The organism is Enterococcus sp. UD-01 (genome assembly GCF_044909655.1).
Taxonomy (GTDB): Bacteria; Bacillota; Bacilli; order Lactobacillales; family Enterococcaceae; genus Enterococcus_L.
In genome coordinates, this window is sequence record NZ_JBIYEU010000001.1 from 273058 (window position 1) to 293326 (window position 20269).

Sequence of the window (20269 nt, forward strand, 5' to 3'; positions counted from 1 at the left end):
CTTCTGCTTTTTTGCGTCGCTATTTTAATGTTTTTAGCAAGTCTGCCTGTGTGGTTAATGCGCGTTCGGCCAGAGCTTCATAGCGTGCCTTTTTATCACGAATTCTTTCTGGCAGCTCCGGGAATAAACCAAAATTGGCATTCATTGGTTGGAAATGTTTGCCTTCAGCGTGGGTGATATAGTACGCCATACTGCCTAGAGCTGTTTCTCTCGGAAAGACAATAGGTTCTTGTTGTTTCGCTAAACGTGCCGCATTTAAGCCAGCTAAAAGACCACTGGCAGCACTTTCTACATAGCCTTCTACGCCTGTCATTTGACCGGCAAAGAACAGATCCGCTCTCTTCTTCGATTGATAGGTCGGCTGCAATAGCTCAGGAGAATTCATAAAGCTGTTACGATGCATCACACCGTAACGGATGAATTCTGCATTTTCAAGACCCGGAATCATTTGGAACACGCGTTTTTGCTCGCCCCATTTTAAATGAGTTTGGAAGCCTACTAGATTGTACAAAGACCCGGCAGCGTTATCCTGACGCAGCTGAATAACTGCATAAGGACGTTTACCTGTTTTGGGATCTTCCAGTCCAACTGGTTTTAAAGGTCCAAACAGCATCGTTTTAATTCCCCGCTTGGCCATAACTTCAATTGGCATACAGCCTTCAAAGAATTTTTCCTTTTCAAACGTCTTTAACGGCACAACTTCCGCTGAAATTAACGCTTCATAAAAAGCAGTAAATTCTTCTTCGGTCATTGGACAATTCAAATAAGCCGCTTCGCCTTTATCATAACGTGATTTCAAATAAACCTTATCCATATCAATGCTGGCTTTATCAACAATTGGTGCTGCTGCATCGTAGAAATAAAAACCATCAGAACCGTTAAAGGCTTTAATCTCTTCCGCTAGTCCTTCAGAAGTCAATGGTCCGGTAGCAATCACAACAATCCCTTCCGGAATAGCCGTCAATTCTTCATTTTTGATTGTAATTAATGGATGATTCTTAATCTGTTCAGTGATTCCTTGAGAAAAAGTATCACGATCCACTGCTAAGGCTCCACCTGCTGGAACAGCCGTTTGATCGGCATTATTGATAATAATTGAATCTAAACGGCGCATCTCTTCTTTTAATACGCCCACAGCATTGGTTAAGCTGTTGCCTCTTAAAGAATTAGAGCAAACCAGCTCAGCGAAATTTTCTGTTTGGTGCGCCGGCGTTTGCTTAACAGGACGCATCTCGTAAAGAGTCACTGGCACACCAGCTTGAGCAACCTGCCAAGCCGCTTCGCTTCCTGCTAAGCCTGCGCCGATTACTGTGACAGAAGTAGTCATATTTTTCCTCTTTTCTTGTATTTAAATTCGAATTCTCTTATTTTTGGATGTTTTCTTCATAATCACCATTACTACAAACGACTTGTTTGCCGCCTTTGACTTTCTTTTCGACCAGATATTGTCCGCATTTTGGACAAGGACGACCAATCGGTTTATCCCAAGAGGTAAAATCACATTCCGGATAGCGACTGCAGCCATAAAATAAACGATTCTTTTTCGACTTGCGTTCGATAACTTGACCTTCTTTACATACAGGGCAAGTAACACCAATTTCTTTCACAATTGCTTTGGTGTTGCGGCAATCCGGGAAATTGCTACAAGCATAGAATTTTCCATAGCGACCTAATTTGATGACCATTGGATGGCCACACAAATCACAATCAAAGCCAGCGGGTTCATCCTTGATTTGGACTTTTTCAATGTTTTCTTCTGCTTTGGTTAATTCTTTTTCAAAGGGCTGATAGAAGCGATCAACAACTTCGACCCATTTTTCCTTACCGACACCGATTTTATCCAAATCCCCTTCCATTGAAGCGGTAAAATGAATATCGACAATTTGCGGGAAGAATTCGACAATCAGAGAATTAACGATTTCGCCTAATTCTGTTGGTTCAAATCGCTTATTCGTTAATTTTACGTAATATCTTCTTTGAATCGTTTCTAAAGTCGGTGCATAGGTAGATGGACGGCCAACGCCGTTTTCTTCTAAGGCACGAATCAAAGTGGCTTCACTAAAGCGAGCAGGTGGTTGAGTAAAATGCTGTTTTGGTTCAATATTCACAGCGTTCACTTTATCGCCAACTAGTAAATCAGGCAAGATGTTTTCCTTATCTTCTTTCCCGTCATCACGGCCTTCCACGTAGACCTGCATGAACCCTTTGAATTTTACTTTGGCGCCGTTAGCGATGAAAATAACACCATTTTGTTCTAAAGTAACTTTCATGGTATCTAAAATTGCCGGTGTCATCTGACTGGCTACAAAACGAGACCAAATTAAGGTATATAGTTTTAGCTGATCTTTATCAAGATATTGTTTGATTTCATTTGGCGCCCGCAGCACACTGGAAGGACGGATTGCTTCATGGGCATCTTGAGCCCCTTGCGCATTTTTGGCCTTACGTCCGCCGTGCGCAGAATATTCTGTGCCGTAATGTTTTTCGATATACTCAGCAGCTTCATTTTTAGCTGTATCAGCGATTCTGGTTGAATCAGTACGCATATAGGTAATTAAACCGACTGTTCCCTGCTTGCCCAACGGAATCCCTTCGTATAATTGCTGAGCGACCATCATGGTTTTTCTTGTTCTAAAATTCAATTTACGAGCGGCTTCTTGTTGAAGGCTACTAGTTGTAAATGGTAACGCTGGATTACGCTTGCGTTCTTTTTTCTCAACTTTAGTAACATCGTATTCTTTACCATTAATTCTATTTGTGACTTCTTTTACGGCTTCTGCATTCGGTAATTTTTTCTTTTTGCCGTCGAGGCCCCAAAAATTTGCTTTAAATTTCTTTTTAGCTTTTTGGAAATTACCATCGATACTCCAATATTCTTCTGGAATGAATTTTCGGATTTCATTTTCACGATCAATAATAATTTTTAATGCAACTGACTGTACACGACCTGCGCTTAGGCCTTTCTTAACTTTACGCCATAAAATCGGGCTCAAAGAATACCCTACCAAACGATCTAAAATACGTCTAGCCTGCTGGGCATCCACTAAATCCAAATCAATAGAACGTGGTTCTTTGAAAGCAGCTTTTACGGCTTCTTTTGTAATTTCATTGAAAACAACCCGGTTTTTATCATTGATATCTAAGCCTAATAAAAAGGACAAATGCCAAGCGATAGCTTCTCCCTCACGGTCCGGATCGGCTGCGAGATAGACTTTATCGGCTTTTTTAGCAGCGGCCTTTAAGCTCTTGATAACATCGCCTTTGCCACGAATAGATATGTAGTGTGGTTCATAGTTATTTTCTATATCAATGCCCATTTTACTTTTAGGTAAATCTCTAATATGACCAACACTTGCAACTACTTTGTAATTTTTCCCTAAATATTTTTCAATTGTTTTGGCTTTAGCTGGTGATTCTACAATTACGAGATACTTATACGCCATTCAATATGTGGCTCCTTTCGGTTTTCGTGTTTCTACTATTATATAGATAAATGCAGAAAACTCACAAATCGTACTTCATCATATCTATTCGTTTCAGGTTTGTCAAGGATAGAAGTACGTAAAACCTAAAAAAATTGAATTTCTTCTAAAATATCTTGAGGTCGAATCGTGCACTTTGCCCCTTCTTGTATAAGATTATGACAGCCTTTGGCATGCGCCTGCAACACATTGCCCGGCACCGCAAAAACCTCTCTGCCATAATCCAAAGCTGCCTGCGCAGTAATTAATGAGCCGCTGTTTTTCCTCGCTTCAATGACACAAGTTCCTAATGTAATGCCCGCAATAATCCGATTTCTCATTGGAAAATGATACTTCCTAGGTCCAACACCATTAGGATATTCACTTATTACCAGCTGCTTTTCCATCATTTCACGTTGAACATGCGCCGTTTCTTTGGGATAACAAATATCTAATCCTGTACCAATAACGCCAATGGTTTTGCCACCGTTTTGCATCGTTATTTGGTGGCTGATGCTGTCAATTCCTTTGGCTAAGCCACTAACAATGGTTAATTGTTTTGCTAAAGCTGGAATAAATTCTCTTACCACTTGAATACCATATACTGAAGCAGATCTGGCTCCAATCATAGCCAAACAAGGCTCTGCCAGATAGTCAATCTTTCCTTTGTAAAATAAAAGCGCCGGACAATTGTATATTTGCTTTAAATATGCAGGATAAACAGCATCCGTGACAAGAATAAATTGGTGCTGTGCCTGATAGTTCTGTAGCTTTTCATCATTAGCCGTCCAATAATCCCAAGAAGTGCAAAATTGCTTTTGATAAGTCGTAATGCCTGCAATATGGATAATCTCTTCCTTTGAAAAATTTGTGGTATCATGATAAGCCAGAGAAAAATCAAGCACCTTTAACATGCCCAAATTTCCAATTCCTTCACAAACGGCTAGTTTGAAAAGTAAATCCCGTTGTGTTAATTCCATAAAAAAACCTTCTTTCACGAATCGTTGTCATAATAAACATTCGCAAAAAAAGGTGCTTTTCATTTTTAACAGTAATCTTTGATTGGTGCAAAGGTTTTTCGATGAATCGTACAGATCCCTTGCTTTTCAATACCTAATAGATGCTCTTTGGTTCCATAACCCGCGTTTTTTTCAAAGCCATAGCCCGGAAACATTCTGGCATAGTCTTCCATAAGCCGATCTCGAATCACCTTTGCCACAATGCTTGCCGCTGCTATCGATACAGAACGGGCATCGCCTTTAATCAGACTTTCTTGAGGAATGGAAACATTCAGCTCCATGGCATCAATCAATAAATAATCAGGGACAAAGCATAAATCCTCCAAGGCAATCCCCATAGCTAATTTACTGGCTTGATAAATATTGATTTCATCAATTGTATTATGGTCTACCATGCCGATCCCAATGGAGATTGCCTGGTTTTGTATTTCTTCATATAATTCGTCTCTTTTTTTCGCGGAAAGTTGTTTTGAATCATTGATTCCTAGCAGTTGAAATTTTTCGGGTAAAATTACTGCTGCAGCAACCACAGGACCGGCTAAAGGACCGCGACCGACTTCATCAATTCCTGCGATTAGTCGATGACCTTGCGCACGTGCCTTTCTTTCAAAATGCTGCATCTCTTCTAGATGCGCAAGTTCTTTTTCCAGCTTTTGACATTTCCGTTCCCATTGTGCCAAAGCAAGCTGCACGCCGCTGCGTTCGTCTTTACGCCATTGTTGAATTCTTACATCATCCTTAGTAGTGATTGTTGCTAACGCTGCTTTAATTTCTTGAATCGATTCTTTTTTCATCATTTACTGCTCCTAATTCTTCCCAACGATCTAAAGTATATGAACCGAGTTTGCCGCTGCGGATCTCTTGAATAATCATTTCACTTGCACGATCATAATCATCACGATAGCCTCGTTTTTGACTAATCAGCATTAATAGCTCCGCTGCAGGTAAAAATGTTTCCTCTTCACTCAACTGATAACGTTCAACCAAACGTTCCGGATAAAATCGAGCAAAAAAGGTTAAACCATAAATAGCCAAATCATCTAAATGAAGCAGTTGATCTTTAATTGCTCCTGTTAGCGCAAGCTTCTTCCCAATCTCCTGATCTTCAAATCTCGGCCACAAAATACCGGGAGTATCCAATAATTCCAACTCGCTTCCGGAACGAAGCCATTGTTGACCTTTGGTTACGCCTGGTTTGTTGCCTGTTTGGGCAATTTTTTTACCGACTAAACGATTCATTAGTGTGGATTTTCCTACGTTAGGGATGCCTATACACATCGCTCTAATCGCCCTAGGTTTTAAGCCTTTTGAACGTTCACGTTCCAGCTTTTCTTTTAAGGCTTTTTTTGCTTCTGGAATAATTTTGTTAATCCCTTTATTTTGTTGAGCGTTAATGATCAGTGTATGAAAGCCTTTCTCCTGAAAATAATGCTGCCATTTTTGATTTTGTTCTTTATCAGCTAAATCTCCTTTGTTCAGCAAAACTAATCGTGGTTTTTGCTGAACAATTTGATCCATCATAGGATTTCTTGAAGATAAAGGCAATCTTGCGTCAATTAATTCAAATACGATATCAACATATTTGATTTTTTCGGATACTTCACGTCTGGCTTTGGCCATATGGCCGGGAAACCATTGTATTGTCATTCTATCACCTATCTTGGTATAAATTTGAAATGTTTAAATGGATAATAAACAAATTGGGCTTTTCCCAATATATATTTATTTTCGACAGCACCAAAAGAACGGCTGTCTTTGGACATTCTTCGATTATCACCTAAGACGAAATAACTATCATCCGGCAATGTGTCTTGATTGGTTAATTCATTTAAATTGAAATTTGTTGTATAAGGTGCAGATTCGTGATCTTTCCTAAGATTCTTAGCTAAAAACGGTTCTTCAATCGGCTGATCATTAATATAAAGTTGATCATTTTCATAGCGAACAGCATCTCCAGGCAACCCGATCACTCGTTTAATATAAATTGCCCCATTCGGCTGTTTAAAGACAATCACATCAAAACGTTTAATAGATGAGAATTTTTCCATCACAATCATATCTCCCTGACTCAATGTTTTTTCCATTGAGTTGCCGTCAACCGGCACGGGAATTAATATAAAGCCGCGTAATATAAATAACAGAACCAAAGAAGGAATCAGCAATTTCAGAAAAAAAATGAAGAAGCCGACGAACTTTCTGCGTTTTTCCACGATTTCTTTCCGCCCTTTCTTTGGTTCTATTATAAAGGAAAAATACTAAAAAAAGCGACTGTTTTCTAAGAAAAAATGCACAATTTATTTCATTTGGCTAAAATTAGTGTGTTAGCTAGCCTTTTCTATTAAAATTGTTGCGTTATTTTCACTGATATAAGATGTTATTTTATTTCTTTTTGCAGTTCATCAAGCGCGGTTTTGTAGGCTTGATCATTTTCAGCTATTTTTTTGCTTAATTGCGTTTCAATTTCATCTGCTGTTTTTTCGTCAATTTCTCCAGTAACTGGAAGCTTAGCTGCTGTTTGCAGGTTTACTACAGCCGTTTTAGTTTGTTCCGAGTAATCACTGCTGTCAGCGTCTACTTTGTATCCCAAGCCCTTTAATAACCCATTAGCATTTTTAACGACTGGCGATGCTTCTCCTAATTTTAACACCTTATCGCGCGAAATCGGCAACAAGTAAGCATAGTCGGGATAATCTGCTTTAATAGAAGGCTCTAAGCCTTTTTTATGAATCCATTGACCATTTGGCGTTAGCCATTTTAAAACAGTTAATTTAATTTCACTTTTATCCTGTAAATCAGTAAGCGACTGAACAGTTCCTTTGCCGAAGGTTTTTGTTCCGATTATTTTTTTGTTTCCTGATTCTTTTAATGCCGCCGCGAAAATTTCCGAAGCACTGGCACTACCTTCATCAACAAGCACGACCGTCGGCTCAGTCACTTTAAAGCCGTCGTCAAGAGATTTAGCTGCAATATCTTTTGTTCTGTTGCCTTTTTTGTCTTCGTAGTTGACGATCGTTTTGCCATTATCCAAAAACATACTAGCCATTTTTCTTACTTGATCAAGAATGCCGCCGGGATTTTGACGCAGATCTATGACGAATGACTTGGCTCCTTGAGCTCTTAATTTTTTTATGGCAGTTTGTAATTCTTGATAGGTATTTTCGCCAAAGGTTGAAATTTTAATGGAAGCAACTGCTGGATTATCTTTATCGATTGTTCCATTTACTGTTGCAACCGGAATTGTATCGCGTTTTATTTTTAATTCAAATGTTTCTTTCCCACGTGAAATAGTCAGACGAACCGTCGTGCCTTTTTTGCCGCGGATTTTGCTGACGACCTGAGCCAGTGTTTTTCCTTTCGTTTCTTCATTATCCACTTTTAAAATAACATCGTCCGTCTTCATGCCGCTTTTAGCTGCTGGGGAGCCTTCAATTGGAGCTTGAGCAACAGTGGGCAGGTCATCAACCATTGTCATTGTTGCACCGATTCCTTCAAAGCTACCGGCAAGACTCTGATCAAGTTCATCTGCTTCGGGACTATTTAAATAGCTGGAATACGGGTCGTCCAAAGCTTCAGTCATACCTTTTAAAGCACCATCAATTAGCTTTTTTTCATCGACATCTCCGACGTAATTGTTGACGATTTCGTTATACAGCCGATCCACTTTTTCTAAATCACTAGTACGGGCGGGTTCATTTGCTAAAGCTGCTTGATAACGATGATCAAAATAAATATAACAACTGCCGCCGACAAGAAATCCGACACAAAGCAGTGAAATAATGTATTGAGAATAAGGTATTTGGCGTTTATCCTTCATTACTACTCCTCACATTTCTAAATAATTAGTGTACATAAATTCAAGTTTACCACGAAAAAAAAAGAAGGAAAAGCCTTGTTTGGCCTTCCCTCAAGTTTATTTATTATTTTCTAAATATTTTTGCCAGACTTCATCGAAAATGAGCATGTTTGGCAGATAATCTACACTAAGCTCTAGATAAGTCGATAATTCGTGATAATCTTCCGACTGTTTTGGAAATTGAATGTCTTTAGCTGCATTATTGGCAAATTGGCTTTCTTCCGTTTTTACCGGCGCTCTTAACGTCATTAAATAGTGATAGAAACTTCTTCTCATAGCACTTCACCAATTCTTTTCTATAAAGTTTGCACGTTCAGTATGTGCTTGATTGTAACGTTCCGGCTCTTTTTGGTAGAAATTTTGATGATAATCTTCTGCAGGATAAAAAGCTGCTGCAGGTTCAATCGTGGTAACAATCGGCTGATCGAAACGACCGCTTTCCTGTAACGCTTCTTTACTTTTTTCTGCAATTGCTTTTTGCTGTTCGATCATATAGAAAATGACCGGACGATAATTATCCCCGCGATCTTCAAATTGACCCATCGCATCCGTCGGGTCTGTTTGCTGCCAATATATCTCTACTAATTGTTCATAAGACATAATTTCTGGATCAAAAACAATTTCGACCGCTTCTGTGTGCCCGGTCGTATGACTTCGTACCTGTTCGTAGGTAGGATTTGGAACATGACCACCTGTATAGCCAGACGTAACAGAAATAATACCAGGCTGCGTGTCAAAGGGCTGAATCATGCACCAAAAACAGCCGCCGGCAAAAATAGCTTTTTCACTCAAATGAATTCCTCCTTAAAACTATATAAATAAAAATCAACTATCGAATCGTTACTCTTTTTCTTTTGGCAGATAAATATTCATTTGAATATCATCATCGATTAAGTTTATCTTTTCCGCCCGAATAAATAAACCGTTTTGCATTCTGAACTGATCTAAACGTAATAAAATAGTACGTTCGTCAGGATCAACTTCAACCCATTTAGGTAATTTATAATCGCGCTGCACAAATTTTAAGATTTCTTTTATCGGCAAGCCCAAGGTGCCGACGGACAAGCTTTTTGCTTTTAATTGTACATTGCCGTTATCCATTACGAACGGATCAAAATACAAATAAAATTGAATTGGATGGCCCAGCACCTTAAAGGTTCCGTTCAGCATAGCTTCGTTTTCTAAATAGAACTTATACGTAATATCGGAGCCTTTTTGAAAATCACTTAAATAAAAATCAATAAGCGCATTTACCTGTTTTTTATTTGATTGTATAGATATTACAGGCGTTCCTTCTTTTTCTACAATCTCCGGAACTGCCTGATAATTCGGTTCGCGTACTTGAGTAATTCTTACAAAAACAAAAGCTAAGCTAGCAATTATTACTGCGACAAGGATGATAAACGCCGCTTTCCAATAATTTGGTTTCTTCTTAACAGTTAATACTTTTTTTCTTTTCTTCTCTCCATTTTCCATGACTAATCTTCCCTCTCTTTTGGCAGCCATTTCTCTTGTGTTTTTAGCATTTCATCCCGAACCGCACCGGCTATGACCTGATAGCCTAGATTATTCGGATGAAAATGATCCTCTTCATACAACGCATCGTTTTTAATTGAAGCATCACTTGAAGAGCCAGTTTGGGATGTACTTTCCCCAACAATCCCTACTTCCCCGCCAATTCCTTTGTATAAAAGATCATTGATCGGAATAAAGTAAGTATTTTTTTCTGCTTTAACAATCTCTTCTGTTCCGTTATTCCAATTCGTTACAATTTCTTGCATTTCTGTTATTTCCGGGAAATTAAGATAAAAGGGATTGTAAATACCTAATACATAAATCGGTGCATCTGCGTTGTATTTCCGGATTTCCGTTAATAATTTTGCTACTTCATTTTGATAGTTTTTCAAAGGTTTTTTAAAGGAGTTTTCTGTCAAATTAAAGACATCGCCCTTGATGACTTTCATCAAATCGTTGCCACCAACTGTCAAGGTGATAATATCTGCTGAAGCCAGCCCTTTTTGAATTTCCTTTTTCTTTTTAACCCGTTTTAAAATCTGGTCACTGCGATCACCATTTTTGCCAAAATTATCCGTTTGAACTCCATTTAATTGATATTTTTTCTGTATGTCATTAGCTACCAGCGGAACAAAACCGCCTGCATTAGTTAAATCACCAATACCTTCGGTTAAAGAATCACCAATTGCAGTATAGTGAATGACTTCTTTATTGTCATTTTGGGCTGCTTGGTTCGTGTGAAGGCCAAAAATCGGCTCTGCTTTGGGAACAGCAAGCATTAATATGAAAAATGTACCGCAAAGTACAATAAAAAAGAGGGCGAAACTAGACCCATTTTTTTGAAAAAAACTCTTCATTGTATCCCTTCCTTTTTGCCATAAATCAAAAAAAGCCTAGTAAAGAAAGCTTGGCTAGTAAAAATCCAAACTCCTAATGTAATAGATTATCCCAATTTTATACGTGTTTGTACAGTTTTTTATTTTACTTCATCAAAAAAAGCAGATCAAGACGATCTGCTTCGTACTTAGTCAGTATAGTACATGATTGCAAAAGCATTTTTACCAGTATGAGTGGCAATTACTGGATTGGTATGTAAAACGGGAATATCCATATCCGGGAACAAACTCTGTAAACCTTCCTTAAAACCGTTAGCCAATTCTAATCCGTCAGCATGAGAAATGCCAATCTGGCGTACATTGGATAAATGACTTAACTCTTGTTTAAGCTCTTCAAACCATTTGTTAAAGGTTTTAACTCCGCGTCCTTTGGCAACTGGAATTAATTCGGTATGTTCAAAATCCATAACTACTTTCATGTTAAAAATATTGGATAATAGACCCGTTGCTCGACTAATCCGTCCGCCTTTTACAAGATTGTCTAAAGTAGAAATTCCGATAAATAACTTCGTATTTTCTTTTACATGATTGATTTCAGCTAAGATTTCGGGAACATCTGCGCCATTTTTAGCTAGCTTCGCTGCTTGAATGACTTGAAAGGATAATCCCTGATCGGTAAAATCACTGTCTATAACTGTGACATCACTAGAACTTAAATTGCCGGCTTGTCTAGCAGCCTCGACAGTTCCGCTTAAGCCTTTTGTCATATGAATGGAAATAATTTTACTGCCGTCTGCTCCCAGTTGATCGTATAGTTCAACGAATTCACCGATTGGCGGCTGACTGGTTTTAGGAAGCGCTTTGGCATTTCCCATCATTTCCATAAAATGTTCTCCTTCAAGATGATCGTCATCTGTATACACAACACCATCGATCATCACGGATAAAGGCATCATGTGAATATTTAAATCATCACGTACATTTTTTTGCATTGTACAAGAAGAATCGGTTACAATTTTTACGTTTGTCATAATTTTATCACTCTTTCTTTTAAAACAACCTCAAGTCGTGGTAAAATATTTTTGAGGCTTAGCTGTCTGTTTCTAGTATAACAGACTAAGAATTATTTTTCACCAAATTAAAATGAAGGAAGCTGATTTCTTGGAAAAAGTAAAATTCTCGAGGAAATATTTAATCTTGAATGAAGTGCTTAATGCTGTGACTCACGGGATTGGGGCAGGCTTAAGTATTGCAGGATTAGTATTATTGTTGATTAAGGGTGCACGATTAGGCTCTGCGGTTCATGTGGTTTCTTATGCTATTTATGGTGCAACGCTTGTTTTATTATTTCTAGCTTCGACTTTATTTCATAGTTTGATTTTTACGAAAGCAAAGAAAGTTTTTCAGGTGTTTGATCACAGCTCAATCTTTTTACTGATTGCCGGCAGTTATACTCCTTTTTGCTTGCTAAGTATTAAAGGCTGGCTAGGCTGGCTGCTGTTTGTTTTAATTTGGCTAATGGCTATCAGCGGTGTTGTCTACAAGTCGTTAACACTGCATAAACAAGAAACCGTTAAAAATATTTCTACTATTATTTATATCATTATGGGCTGGTTATGTTTAATTGCTGCTAAACCACTCTACGATTCCTTAGGCTTGGCCGGGATTGCCTTGTTAGTAGCTGGTGGTGTTTCTTATACCTTAGGTGCCGCCTTTTACAGTTTAAAAAATGTTCGTTTCATGCACGTTGTCTGGCATGTTTTTGTCATGTTGGGTGCCGGCTTTATGTTCTTTTCAATTCTGTTTTATACTTAATTATAGCTACTATAAGCAGTTGCTGATTTTATGAAGTTCTTCTCCCAAAAGAAGAACTTTTTTTATTTATCTCTTTACAAAACGAACAAACATTCGTATAATAACTATACAAACGTTTGTTCGATAAAATTTATGAGGTGATAAGGATGAAAGCAATTCGTCGTGGCGGATTATTATTTTTTGTTTTGATTATTGGTATTTTTCTAGGTACTTTGGGGTTACGCGCTGCTTTATTGATGGTTAGTCCTCTATTTATTATCTGGTTTATGTTATGGGACGAAAAAAGATACACGAACACTAGAAAAAAGCAAGAGCATCGGCACTATATTTATCGTAAATATCCATAGCATAAGTGAAGTGATTGGCTTTAAAATACAGTCAATAACTGCTTTTTCCATGTTAGTCAGCGAAAATTGTTTTTAGAAACAATTTAAAAGCCGGCAGAAAAATCATTTGTGATTTTCTGTCGGCTTATTTAATTTAATATTCCATCAAGGTAACAATTTCGTAGCCATCAATTTTATCGCGTCCGTGTAAATCCATTAATTCGATTAAAAAGGCACAGCCAACGACGATGCCGCCAAGAGCTTCTACTAGTTCAATTGTTGCTTTGATTGTACCGCCAGTTGCTAAAAGATCATCGCAAATTAATACACGTTGACCAGGCTGGATAGCATCCTTGTGCAGCGTTAATGTATCCGTTCCATATTCCAAATCATAGGTTACCTCGATCGTTTCTCTCGGTAATTTGCCTTTTTTACGAACAGGAGCAAAACCTACGCCCAATTCGTAAGCAACCGGACAGCCAACGATGAACCCGCGAGCTTCAGGCCCAACGACCATATCAATTCTTTTTTCTTTTGCATAATCCACAATTTGTTTTGTTGCTTCTCGGTATGCATCACCATTTGCCATTAACGGCGAAATATCTCTAAAGATAATTCCTTTTTCCGGGTAATCCGGAATACTGGCAATATAATCTTTCAAATCCATTGTTTAAACTTCCTCCTTATTCCACAGCCATTGTTGAATTGTCTCACGATCGCTGTATAACAAAAATTCTTCTATTTTGATTCTTTTTAAGCGAGTTTGATAGACCTGACTTTCAGTCAAAGGATGATTTTCAGGATTCTCAACTTTTCTTAAAATACCGTTTTCTATTGTAACAAATCCTAGATCAAAAAACACCTGTATCATGAAAATTAGTAGTTTTTCTTGTATTTTTAAATGCTTGGCAACGACAGCCAGCTTATATCGAACATCTACTTGGTCCTGCTGACGGATAAACTTGTAGAGCTGAGCATATTGTTCTCTAGTTCCTGTTCCATTGAGATAAGCTTCCTCTTTAGAAATCACCATCAAATAGACCCGTTCAATCTGTCCTTTTTGAACAATTTCCTGTAATAATTGAGGTTCTGGTGGACAATCAACAAAAACTAACTGTTCAATCTGTTCGCCTTGAATCCGTGCAATACATTCTTCAAGGGTTGTAAATAAATATTGCTGCTGCGACTCATCAAGTAATTTTTGACTGTCGGCTTCAAAATATACATACAAGGTATTCGTTGGCGGTATTTCTTTTTGTAACCCGTTTTTCCCGCGCAAATCAAATAATTGAACGCCATCTACAGAAAAATCATTCACCATCAGCTGCGGTTTTTTATTGCCGTTCCATTCATTGATGGATAATTGACCAGCTACTTTCACCGCACCTTGCTCCAGCTCGACAGCTTGATCCCCCATTTGAAACGCAATCGCATCCAGTATGGCATCGGCTTGTTTCAGCTCAAATTTCAAATGATTTTTATCTGCGCCGATTTGTCGAATTTGCTGAGCCGTTGCCTGTTCAAACAGAAAATTAGGAACAGGATTGTCTGTACCAAAAGGCGCTAGAATTTTTAACTGCTGGATAAAGGGAATCGTTGCTTGCTCCACATCCAGCTTCTCATCAATCAGTAATTCCTGTCCTCTGGTAAGGTCGAGTTGATTTTTTTCGATATAATGAACTAACTGCTCTTTAACCTTCGAAAGATTCTCAACTGGCAACGTCATCCCAGCAGCCATATGATGTCCGCCAAAATGTGTAAATACCTCACGAATTTCACTTAACGCATCGTAGAGATTCAAAGCAGAAACACTGCGCCCTGATCCCTTTGCTGCTGTTTCTTCCTCATTAATACTTAAAACAATCGCAGGCTTGCCCGTATTTTGCATGATACGACCAGCCACGATACCTAAAACCCCTTCGTGCCAGCCTTTTTTGGCAACTAAATGGACGGGCTCTTGAGGATCAATCAGTTCAAAGGCCTCTGAAGTAATCGCCGCCACAATTTCCTTGCGCTCCTCATTTTGCTGATTGATGTATGCAGCAATCTCAGCAGCCTCCTCTTCATCAAAAGTTGTCATAAGAATAACGCCAGGATCAGCGTCGCCCAAACGTCCTAAGGCATTTAAACGCGGACCGATCGTAAAACCGATGCTTTCTTCGTTGATGGCTTCCTTTTTTAGTTCTGCTAATTGAATCAGCATATCCAGCCCGATTCTTTCGCCTGTCTGGATAATAGACAAGCCAATTTTTACAAAGGCTCTGTTTTCATCCGTTAAAGAGACTAAATCGGCAATGGTTCCAATCGCAACAAGATCTAAAAATTCGACCGGTACTTCTCCTAAAAGAGCAGTAGCTACTTTAAAAGCCACGCCGACTCCAGCCAAATCGCCAAAAGGATAATGTCCTTCAGGATGTTTTGGGTGAATAAGTGCATAGGCTGGCGGCAGCTCGCTCGGCAATTCGTGATGGTCGGTTACAATAACGTCAACACCTGCATCACTAGCATATTTCAGCGCTTCATGTCCGGCTACACCATTATCAACAGTAATGATTAATTGCGTGCCACTTTCAATTTTTTCTTTAAATACTTCAAGATTTGGCCCATAGCCATGGATAAAGCGATTGGGTAAGAAGAAGCTCACTTCTCCTCCGATTAATTCGATCGCTTCTTTCATGACAGTGGTACTGGTAATACCGTCAGCATCATAATCTCCATAAACAAGAATCTGCTCCCCGTTGGCTACAGCTTCTTGAATGCGGGTAACGGCTTTTTCCATATCATGCATCAAGTAAGGATCATAAAGATTTTCCAAGGTTGGTCGCAAAAAAGCTTCCAACGACTCTTGGTTTTGGATGTTACGATCCCATAATAATTGTCCGACTAAAGGATTAATTGCTTCATTTTTGAGTATTTCTGAAAATTCTGCTGGCAGCTCTGCACTTTCGCGCAAGCGCCAAGTATATTTAGCTTTTTTCACGACGTCACTCCTAACCAAGTAATTATATCAAATGGATTAGAAAAACTAAAGCAACTTTGTTAGCTCCTTGTGAAGCTACTTTTGCTTTAGCTCAGAAAAACAGAAGCAAAAACTGTCTTTGGATGGACAATTTTTGCTCCTGTTTCGATACAGCTACCGTTCTTCTTCAGAATTTCTAGGCTTGGTAAAACGATCAATCCGACTGCCGACAGGTTCCTGACTGGTCGTTTCGGATAATGCTTTTGCCTCAAGCAGCTGATTTTCGTACTGTCGTTTCACTTTTTCGACTTCCTCAGCTACGATTTTGTCTGTTTCATTTTGGTAGGCATCCAATTGTTTTTCCAGTTCCTTAACTTGCTTTTTTTGTTTCCACATTGTTGTAGTTGAAGTCAATAAACCGATCAAAGCCCCTAGGATGGCTGATCCGAGAATAATTAAAATTAAAGGACCCGATACCTTGGTAAACCCAAAATTGACTGGAACCGTTTGATTGTTTAATACGGCAAAAAGCACAATGATTAACACTAAAACAAGCCCGAAAATGACACGCCCCTGATTTTTCAAATGGATCAACTCCTTATTTTTTGTTTAATAGACCGCCGGCAAGCCAGTCACCTAAATGCGGGAAGAGGGAATAAAAATGGTAAGCCCCCTGCATAATAAGCGGACGATTGATTTCTCTTTTAAAAGTGCCCATTGCAGCAACAATTTCTTGTGCCAGTTTTACCGGATCTAATACAAACAGATCGACAGAGGCCAAATAGTCGCCGGAAGGATCGGCAATATCAAAGAAATTCGTTTGAATTGGACCTGGATTCACCGTCGTAACTGCTACACCTAAAGGCTTCATTTCTAAGCGGAGTGCATTTGAAAAGCCAATAACGGCAAATTTTGTCGCAGAATAGACCGTTGATTTAGCCGTAGCCATTTTTCCGGCCATCGAAGCGACATTGATAATATGACCAGTGCCACGCTCTGCCATTTGAACCGCTGCTTTTTGAGTAAAGACCATCATTCCTAAAACATTAACCTCAAACATATTTTTGGCAACCGTTAAATCAGTATCAATGAAGTTTTCGAAAATACCATAGCCAGCATTATTCACTAGAATATCAATTGCTCCTACTTCTGTTTGGATACTTTGATAAACTTTTTCAACACTTTCTGGATTAGCGATGTCCAATTGGAAACAAAAAGCTGGTTTACCACTTAATTCCTCGCAGGCTTCTTTTACTTTTGAAATGAGGTTCACTCGTCTCGCACAAACAACGACGATTGCTCCCTGTTTGGCTGCTTCATAACAAATTTGCTCACCTAAACCGGCAGAACCTCCCGTTACTACCACAACTTTATCCGTTAAATCTTGTCTTATTCTCATGTTTTTCCTCCTTATTCATGCGTGAAAGGAATCTCGATGATTTCCAGATCCTTCACAGCCTTCACCTGCGGAAAGAGCTCTTTCGCTTCGTTTTCTAATTCGATAATATCCTTAGTCAAATAACGTGCACTAATGTGCGTTAATACTAATTTTTTTGCGTGAGCAGCTAAGGCAACCTCTGCTGCTTGGTGACTGGTAGAATGATGATACGCTTTAGCCATTTTGGCTTCATTTTTATTGAAGGTACTTTCATGCACTAATAGATCAGCATCCTGAGCCAGTGTCACGCTATTCTGTGTTTTACGCGTGTCGCCTAAAATAGTCACGATGCGGCCTTTTTTACTTGCGCCTACATACTCTTTGCCATTGATGACTTGTCCGTCCGGCAAGGTTACGGTTTCTCCTCGTTTAATTTTACCGTAAATCGGACCGGAAGGAATATTTAAAGCAGCGAGTCTTTCAACCTGTAGCTCCCCTTCATGATCGGCTTCGACAATACGGTAGCCATAACTTGTGATGCCATGATCCAACGGCAGACAAGTAACTGTAAACTGTGAGTCAGAAAAAATAGTGCCGGTTTCTTTTATTTCATGAAATTTTAGTTCGTAGGACAATTTTGTTTGCGAAACTTTCAATGCAGTACGCACAAAATCCGCAACTCCCGGAGGACCGTATATGTCCAGCCGTTCATTCCCCCCCTGAAATGAGCGGCTACTTAACAATCCGGGTAAACCGAAAATATGATCGCCGTGTAAATGAGTAATAAAAATTTTTTCGATCTTTCTTGGCCGAATATTGCTTTTTAAAATTTGCAGCTGTGTTCCTTCGCCGCAGTCGAAAAGCCAGACAGCATTTCTTTCGTCCAATAATTTTAAAGCAATACTGCTCACATTGCGATGCTTTGCCGGTACGCCGGCTCCTGTACCTAAAAATTGTATTTCCATCGGTTCCCCAACTCTTTCTTTAAACTTCTTCTTCATTTTAGAAGAAAGTAGCTGCTTTAGCAAATGATTTTTATTTTAAAGGAAAACGTAAAATAACTGTCGTTCCTTTAGGTGAGGTATCTGCTAATTCGATTTTCCCTTGATGTTCGCTGACAATCCATTTAGCAATGGCCAAACCAATTCCGTAGCCTCCTGTTTTGCGGTTTCTGGATTCCTCTCCGCGATAAAAGCGTTCAAAGACTGCGGCTTTTTTGTCATCCGTAATGCCACTGCCGGTGTCAATGACTTTAACCAGCCACTCATGATTTTTAATCGTGGACAAAACAGTAATGCTTTCGCCTTCCGCTGTATATTTCAATGCATTATCAAGCAAAATAATCAGCAGCTGATGAATTTTCTTTTTATCTAAAAAAAGCTGCTGTTCTTCACCCAACTCAAGGGTGAATTTTTTCCCTTCAGCGGTTGCGAGTTCTTGATAAGGAAGTAAAGCGTGATTTAAAAACGCATTAATCTTCAGCGGTTCCTTTTCTAAAACAATGGCGTTGGAATCGGAACGCGCCAATAGTAATAAATCACTGGTCAACTGACTTAGCCGTTGCACCTCATCCAGCGATAAAGCAATTGTTTCAGATTCCTCAAGAATGGTGTGGTTCGGCGTAGTGAATAATTTTTCCAGCTTAGCTTGGATAATCGTTAAAGGGGTTCTTAGTTCATGAGACGCATTTTCAACAAACTGCTGCTGCTTTTCCCAAGATATTAAGATAGGCTTCATTGACCATTTTGAAAGGAAATAGCTTAAGGCAATCGAAAGCAAGCTAAATATAATCATGCAGATAATCAGAATTTGTTTTACTTTTTCTACGGTTCCTTTGATCGGATCTGTATTGACCATTATTTGAATATAGGCAATGTTTTGTTGGTTTTCCACCGGAATAGTGATGGAACGAAATTGTAGCGTTCGATCGTTGCTGTCTTTAATTTGAATGTTGTCAATTTTTTTAAGAGCGTCCGTTGATAATGTTAAATTTTTAAAATCATAGATACGGGAGCCTAATTCATTTTCGTTGAGAATTTCGCCATCGGCTGACCAAAGGATCACCTGTTGCTGAAAATTATTCGGCGGAGGCGTATCCGCATTGCCAAATTGAATCGGTGGACCATTTAACTGCTGGCTTTTAGTAAGTTGTCTTTCTAAAAATTTAGAATCCGTTGCTAAATGCTCTAAATCATGATCCACACTTTGATAAATAGAGGTCTGTAAGAGCTGAAAGACAATGATTCCCAACACTAAAAAGATACTGGCAAATGAAATCAGGTTAATCAGAAAATAGCGAATTCGCTGTTTATCCGTCAGTTGTTTATTCATTGTCAGATTCCTCTAACGGTTCAAACAAGTAACCGACATTTCTCAAGGTTTTGATCCAGCGATCCAATCCAAAAGGCTTTAAATTTTTTCGTAAATTACTCATGTAAACCTCCACAACTGTTAACGTGGTATCCGACTGGAAACCCCAAATCCGATCAAATAATTGATCTTTAGTAATGATTCTGCCCTGATTTTGCATAAGATAATGCAACAAGTCAAACTCTTTTCCCTGCAGAATAATTTCGTTATCCTTGTAATATACCTGATGACTATCCAACTCCACACACAGCTCTTTGATTACCAGCTCATTTTTGACATTCATACCTAGTGCGCGGCGTGCCAATGCTTGAACTCTCATTAACAGCTCCTGACGATGAAAGGGTTTGGTTAAGTAGTCATCTCCACCGTTTTTAAAGCCGTTTACCTTATCTTCCAAACCGTCCTTAGCTGTTAAAATTAAAACGGGGGTATATATGTTTTTCTTTCGTAAATTACTTAAGACTTGTTCGCCGCTCATTTTAGGCAGCATCAAGTCTAAGATAATTACGTCATAAATACCACGTTCCGCCTCATAAAGGGCTTCTTCACCATCATAAACCTGAGTAATTTCACCACTTTCGATCAAAATTTCTAAAATGCTGTCTGATAAAATGTCATCATCTTCAACTAAAAGTATTTTAAGCATACTTGTATCCCATCTTTCTCACTAAGAAATGTTCAATCACTTCTTTTTTTCTATGTATAAAGTTTAAGTAAAAAAGGCTGGAACGAAACTA

At 38.8% G+C, this 20269-nt stretch carries 21 protein-coding genes; 2 read left to right on the forward strand and 19 right to left on the reverse strand.

The window, feature by feature from the left end:
• Nucleotides 1–19 precede the first annotated feature (19 nt).
• The 12 genes from trmFO to ABH902_RS01455 form a co-directional block, all read right to left on the reverse strand.
• A complete protein-coding gene (gene trmFO / locus ABH902_RS01400; protein WP_404588740.1) occupies nt 20–1327 on the reverse strand; it encodes an FADH(2)-oxidizing methylenetetrahydrofolate--tRNA-(uracil(54)-C(5))-methyltransferase TrmFO in 1308 nt (435 codons plus the stop codon).
• A gap of 37 nt (nt 1328–1364) precedes the next feature.
• Nucleotides 1365–3443, reverse strand: a complete 2079-nt coding sequence (topA, locus tag ABH902_RS01405) for a type I DNA topoisomerase (protein ID WP_404588741.1) — start codon at nt 3441–3443, stop codon at nt 1365–1367.
• A gap of 125 nt (nt 3444–3568) precedes the next feature.
• Nucleotides 3569–4441, reverse strand: coding sequence for a DNA-processing protein DprA (dprA, locus tag ABH902_RS01410; protein WP_404588742.1), 873 nt, complete (start codon nt 4439–4441; stop codon nt 3569–3571).
• Nucleotides 4442–4506: 65 nt separating this feature from the next.
• Nucleotides 4507–5274, reverse strand: coding sequence for a ribonuclease HII (locus ABH902_RS01415; RefSeq protein WP_404588926.1), 768 nt, complete (start codon nt 5272–5274; stop codon nt 4507–4509).
• Nucleotides 5246–6127: a ribosome biogenesis GTPase YlqF gene (gene ylqF / locus ABH902_RS01420; protein WP_404588743.1), complete on the reverse strand. Its 882-nt coding sequence runs from the start codon at nt 6125–6127 to the stop codon at nt 5246–5248. Before ylqF ends, ABH902_RS01415 begins: the two co-directional genes overlap by 29 nt.
• An 8-nt stretch (nt 6128–6135) precedes the next feature.
• Entirely contained in the window at nt 6136–6690 is a 555-nt protein-coding gene (gene lepB, locus ABH902_RS01425) for a signal peptidase I (protein WP_404588744.1), read from the reverse strand.
• 164 nt (nt 6691–6854) lie between these two features.
• Nucleotides 6855–8294, reverse strand: coding sequence for a S41 family peptidase (locus ABH902_RS01430; RefSeq protein WP_404588745.1), 1440 nt, complete (start codon nt 8292–8294; stop codon nt 6855–6857).
• Nucleotides 8295–8390: 96 nt separating this feature from the next.
• Nucleotides 8391–8609 carry a YozE family protein gene (locus ABH902_RS01435; RefSeq protein WP_404588746.1) on the reverse strand — a complete coding sequence of 73 codons (219 nt, stop codon included), beginning with the start codon at nt 8607–8609 and terminating at the stop codon, nt 8391–8393.
• 6 nt (nt 8610–8615) lie between these two features.
• The gene (gene msrA, locus ABH902_RS01440) at nt 8616–9125 is read right to left on the reverse strand and encodes a peptide-methionine (S)-S-oxide reductase MsrA (RefSeq protein ID WP_404588747.1); all 510 of its coding nucleotides are present in this window, start codon (nt 9123–9125) and stop codon (nt 8616–8618) included.
• 48 nt (nt 9126–9173) lie between these two features.
• The gene (locus tag ABH902_RS01445) at nt 9174–9809 is read right to left on the reverse strand and encodes a YpmS family protein (protein WP_404588748.1); all 636 of its coding nucleotides are present in this window, start codon (nt 9807–9809) and stop codon (nt 9174–9176) included.
• A 2-nt stretch (nt 9810–9811) separates the two neighbouring features.
• On the reverse strand, nt 9812–10705 hold the full coding sequence (locus ABH902_RS01450) for an SGNH/GDSL hydrolase family protein (protein WP_404588749.1): 894 nt from the start codon (nt 10703–10705) through the stop codon (nt 9812–9814).
• 167 nt (nt 10706–10872) lie between these two features.
• Complete coding sequence (locus ABH902_RS01455) at nt 10873–11715, reverse strand: DegV family protein (protein ID WP_404588750.1); 843 nt, start codon at nt 11713–11715, stop codon at nt 10873–10875.
• 130 nt (nt 11716–11845) lie between these two features.
• On the opposite strand from ABH902_RS01455, the gene ABH902_RS01460 reads away from it, so the two are divergent.
• Together ABH902_RS01460 and ABH902_RS01465 are read left to right on the forward strand one after the other, a co-directional pair.
• Nucleotides 11846–12499, forward strand: coding sequence for a hemolysin III family protein (locus tag ABH902_RS01460; RefSeq protein WP_404588751.1), 654 nt, complete (start codon nt 11846–11848; stop codon nt 12497–12499).
• Between the two features lie 146 nt (nt 12500–12645).
• Nucleotides 12646–12846: a hypothetical protein gene (locus ABH902_RS01465; protein WP_404588752.1), complete on the forward strand. Its 201-nt coding sequence runs from the start codon at nt 12646–12648 to the stop codon at nt 12844–12846.
• A 133-nt stretch (nt 12847–12979) separates the two neighbouring features.
• Here ABH902_RS01465 and ABH902_RS01470 read toward each other — a convergent pair whose 3' ends face one another.
• The 7 genes from ABH902_RS01470 to ABH902_RS01500 all read right to left on the reverse strand — a co-directional run bounded on the left by ABH902_RS01470 (nt 12980) and on the right by ABH902_RS01500 (nt 20178).
• The gene (locus tag ABH902_RS01470) at nt 12980–13492 is read right to left on the reverse strand and encodes an adenine phosphoribosyltransferase (RefSeq protein WP_154775590.1); all 513 of its coding nucleotides are present in this window, start codon (nt 13490–13492) and stop codon (nt 12980–12982) included.
• Nucleotides 13493–13495: 3 nt separating this feature from the next.
• Nucleotides 13496–15805, reverse strand: coding sequence for a single-stranded-DNA-specific exonuclease RecJ (recJ, locus tag ABH902_RS01475; RefSeq protein ID WP_404588753.1), 2310 nt, complete (start codon nt 15803–15805; stop codon nt 13496–13498).
• Between the two features lie 153 nt (nt 15806–15958).
• Nucleotides 15959–16369, reverse strand: a complete 411-nt coding sequence (locus ABH902_RS01480; protein WP_404588754.1) for a lipopolysaccharide assembly LapA domain-containing protein — start codon at nt 16367–16369, stop codon at nt 15959–15961.
• A gap of 13 nt (nt 16370–16382) precedes the next feature.
• Nucleotides 16383–17183, reverse strand: a complete 801-nt coding sequence (locus tag ABH902_RS01485) for an SDR family NAD(P)-dependent oxidoreductase (protein ID WP_404588755.1) — start codon at nt 17181–17183, stop codon at nt 16383–16385.
• A gap of 11 nt (nt 17184–17194) precedes the next feature.
• Nucleotides 17195–18127, reverse strand: coding sequence for a ribonuclease Z (gene rnz / locus ABH902_RS01490; protein ID WP_404588756.1), 933 nt, complete (start codon nt 18125–18127; stop codon nt 17195–17197).
• Between the two features lie 70 nt (nt 18128–18197).
• Nucleotides 18198–19493: a sensor histidine kinase gene (locus tag ABH902_RS01495; protein ID WP_404588757.1), complete on the reverse strand. Its 1296-nt coding sequence runs from the start codon at nt 19491–19493 to the stop codon at nt 18198–18200.
• On the reverse strand, nt 19486–20178 hold the full coding sequence (locus tag ABH902_RS01500; protein WP_404588758.1) for a response regulator transcription factor: 693 nt from the start codon (nt 20176–20178) through the stop codon (nt 19486–19488). Before ABH902_RS01500 ends, ABH902_RS01495 begins: the two co-directional genes overlap by 8 nt.
• Between the last annotated feature and the right edge of the window lie 91 nt (nt 20179–20269).

Coding starts and splice junctions, on each gene's coding strand:
- trmFO (WP_404588740.1), bottom strand. CDS start 1,327: ATGACTACTTCTGTCACAGTAATCGGCGCAGGCTTAGCAGGAAGCGAA.
- topA (WP_404588741.1), bottom strand. CDS start 3,443: ATGGCGTATAAGTATCTCGTAATTGTAGAATCACCAGCTAAAGCCAAA.
- dprA (WP_404588742.1), bottom strand. CDS start 4,441: ATGGAATTAACACAACGGGATTTACTTTTCAAACTAGCCGTTTGTGAA.
- ABH902_RS01415 (WP_404588926.1), bottom strand. CDS start 5,274: ATGAAAAAAGAATCGATTCAAGAAATTAAAGCAGCGTTAGCAACAATC.
- ylqF (WP_404588743.1), bottom strand. CDS start 6,127: ATGACAATACAATGGTTTCCCGGCCATATGGCCAAAGCCAGACGTGAA.
- ABH902_RS01430 (WP_404588745.1), bottom strand. CDS start 8,294: ATGAAGGATAAACGCCAAATACCTTATTCTCAATACATTATTTCACTG.
- ABH902_RS01435 (WP_404588746.1), bottom strand. CDS start 8,609: ATGAGAAGAAGTTTCTATCACTATTTAATGACGTTAAGAGCGCCGGTA.
- ABH902_RS01445 (WP_404588748.1), bottom strand. CDS start 9,809: ATGGAAAATGGAGAGAAGAAAAGAAAAAAAGTATTAACTGTTAAGAAG.
- ABH902_RS01450 (WP_404588749.1), bottom strand. CDS start 10,705: ATGAAGAGTTTTTTTCAAAAAAATGGGTCTAGTTTCGCCCTCTTTTTT.
- ABH902_RS01455 (WP_404588750.1), bottom strand. CDS start 11,715: ATGACAAACGTAAAAATTGTAACCGATTCTTCTTGTACAATGCAAAAA.
- ABH902_RS01465 (WP_404588752.1), top strand. CDS start 12,646: ATGAAAGCAATTCGTCGTGGCGGATTATTATTTTTTGTTTTGATTATT.
- ABH902_RS01470 (WP_154775590.1), bottom strand. CDS start 13,492: ATGGATTTGAAAGATTATATTGCCAGTATTCCGGATTACCCGGAAAAA.
- ABH902_RS01485 (WP_404588755.1), bottom strand. CDS start 17,183: ATGAGAATAAGACAAGATTTAACGGATAAAGTTGTGGTAGTAACGGGA.
- rnz (WP_404588756.1), bottom strand. CDS start 18,127: ATGGAAATACAATTTTTAGGTACAGGAGCCGGCGTACCGGCAAAGCAT.
- ABH902_RS01495 (WP_404588757.1), bottom strand. CDS start 19,493: ATGAATAAACAACTGACGGATAAACAGCGAATTCGCTATTTTCTGATT.
- ABH902_RS01500 (WP_404588758.1), bottom strand. CDS start 20,178: ATGCTTAAAATACTTTTAGTTGAAGATGATGACATTTTATCAGACAGC.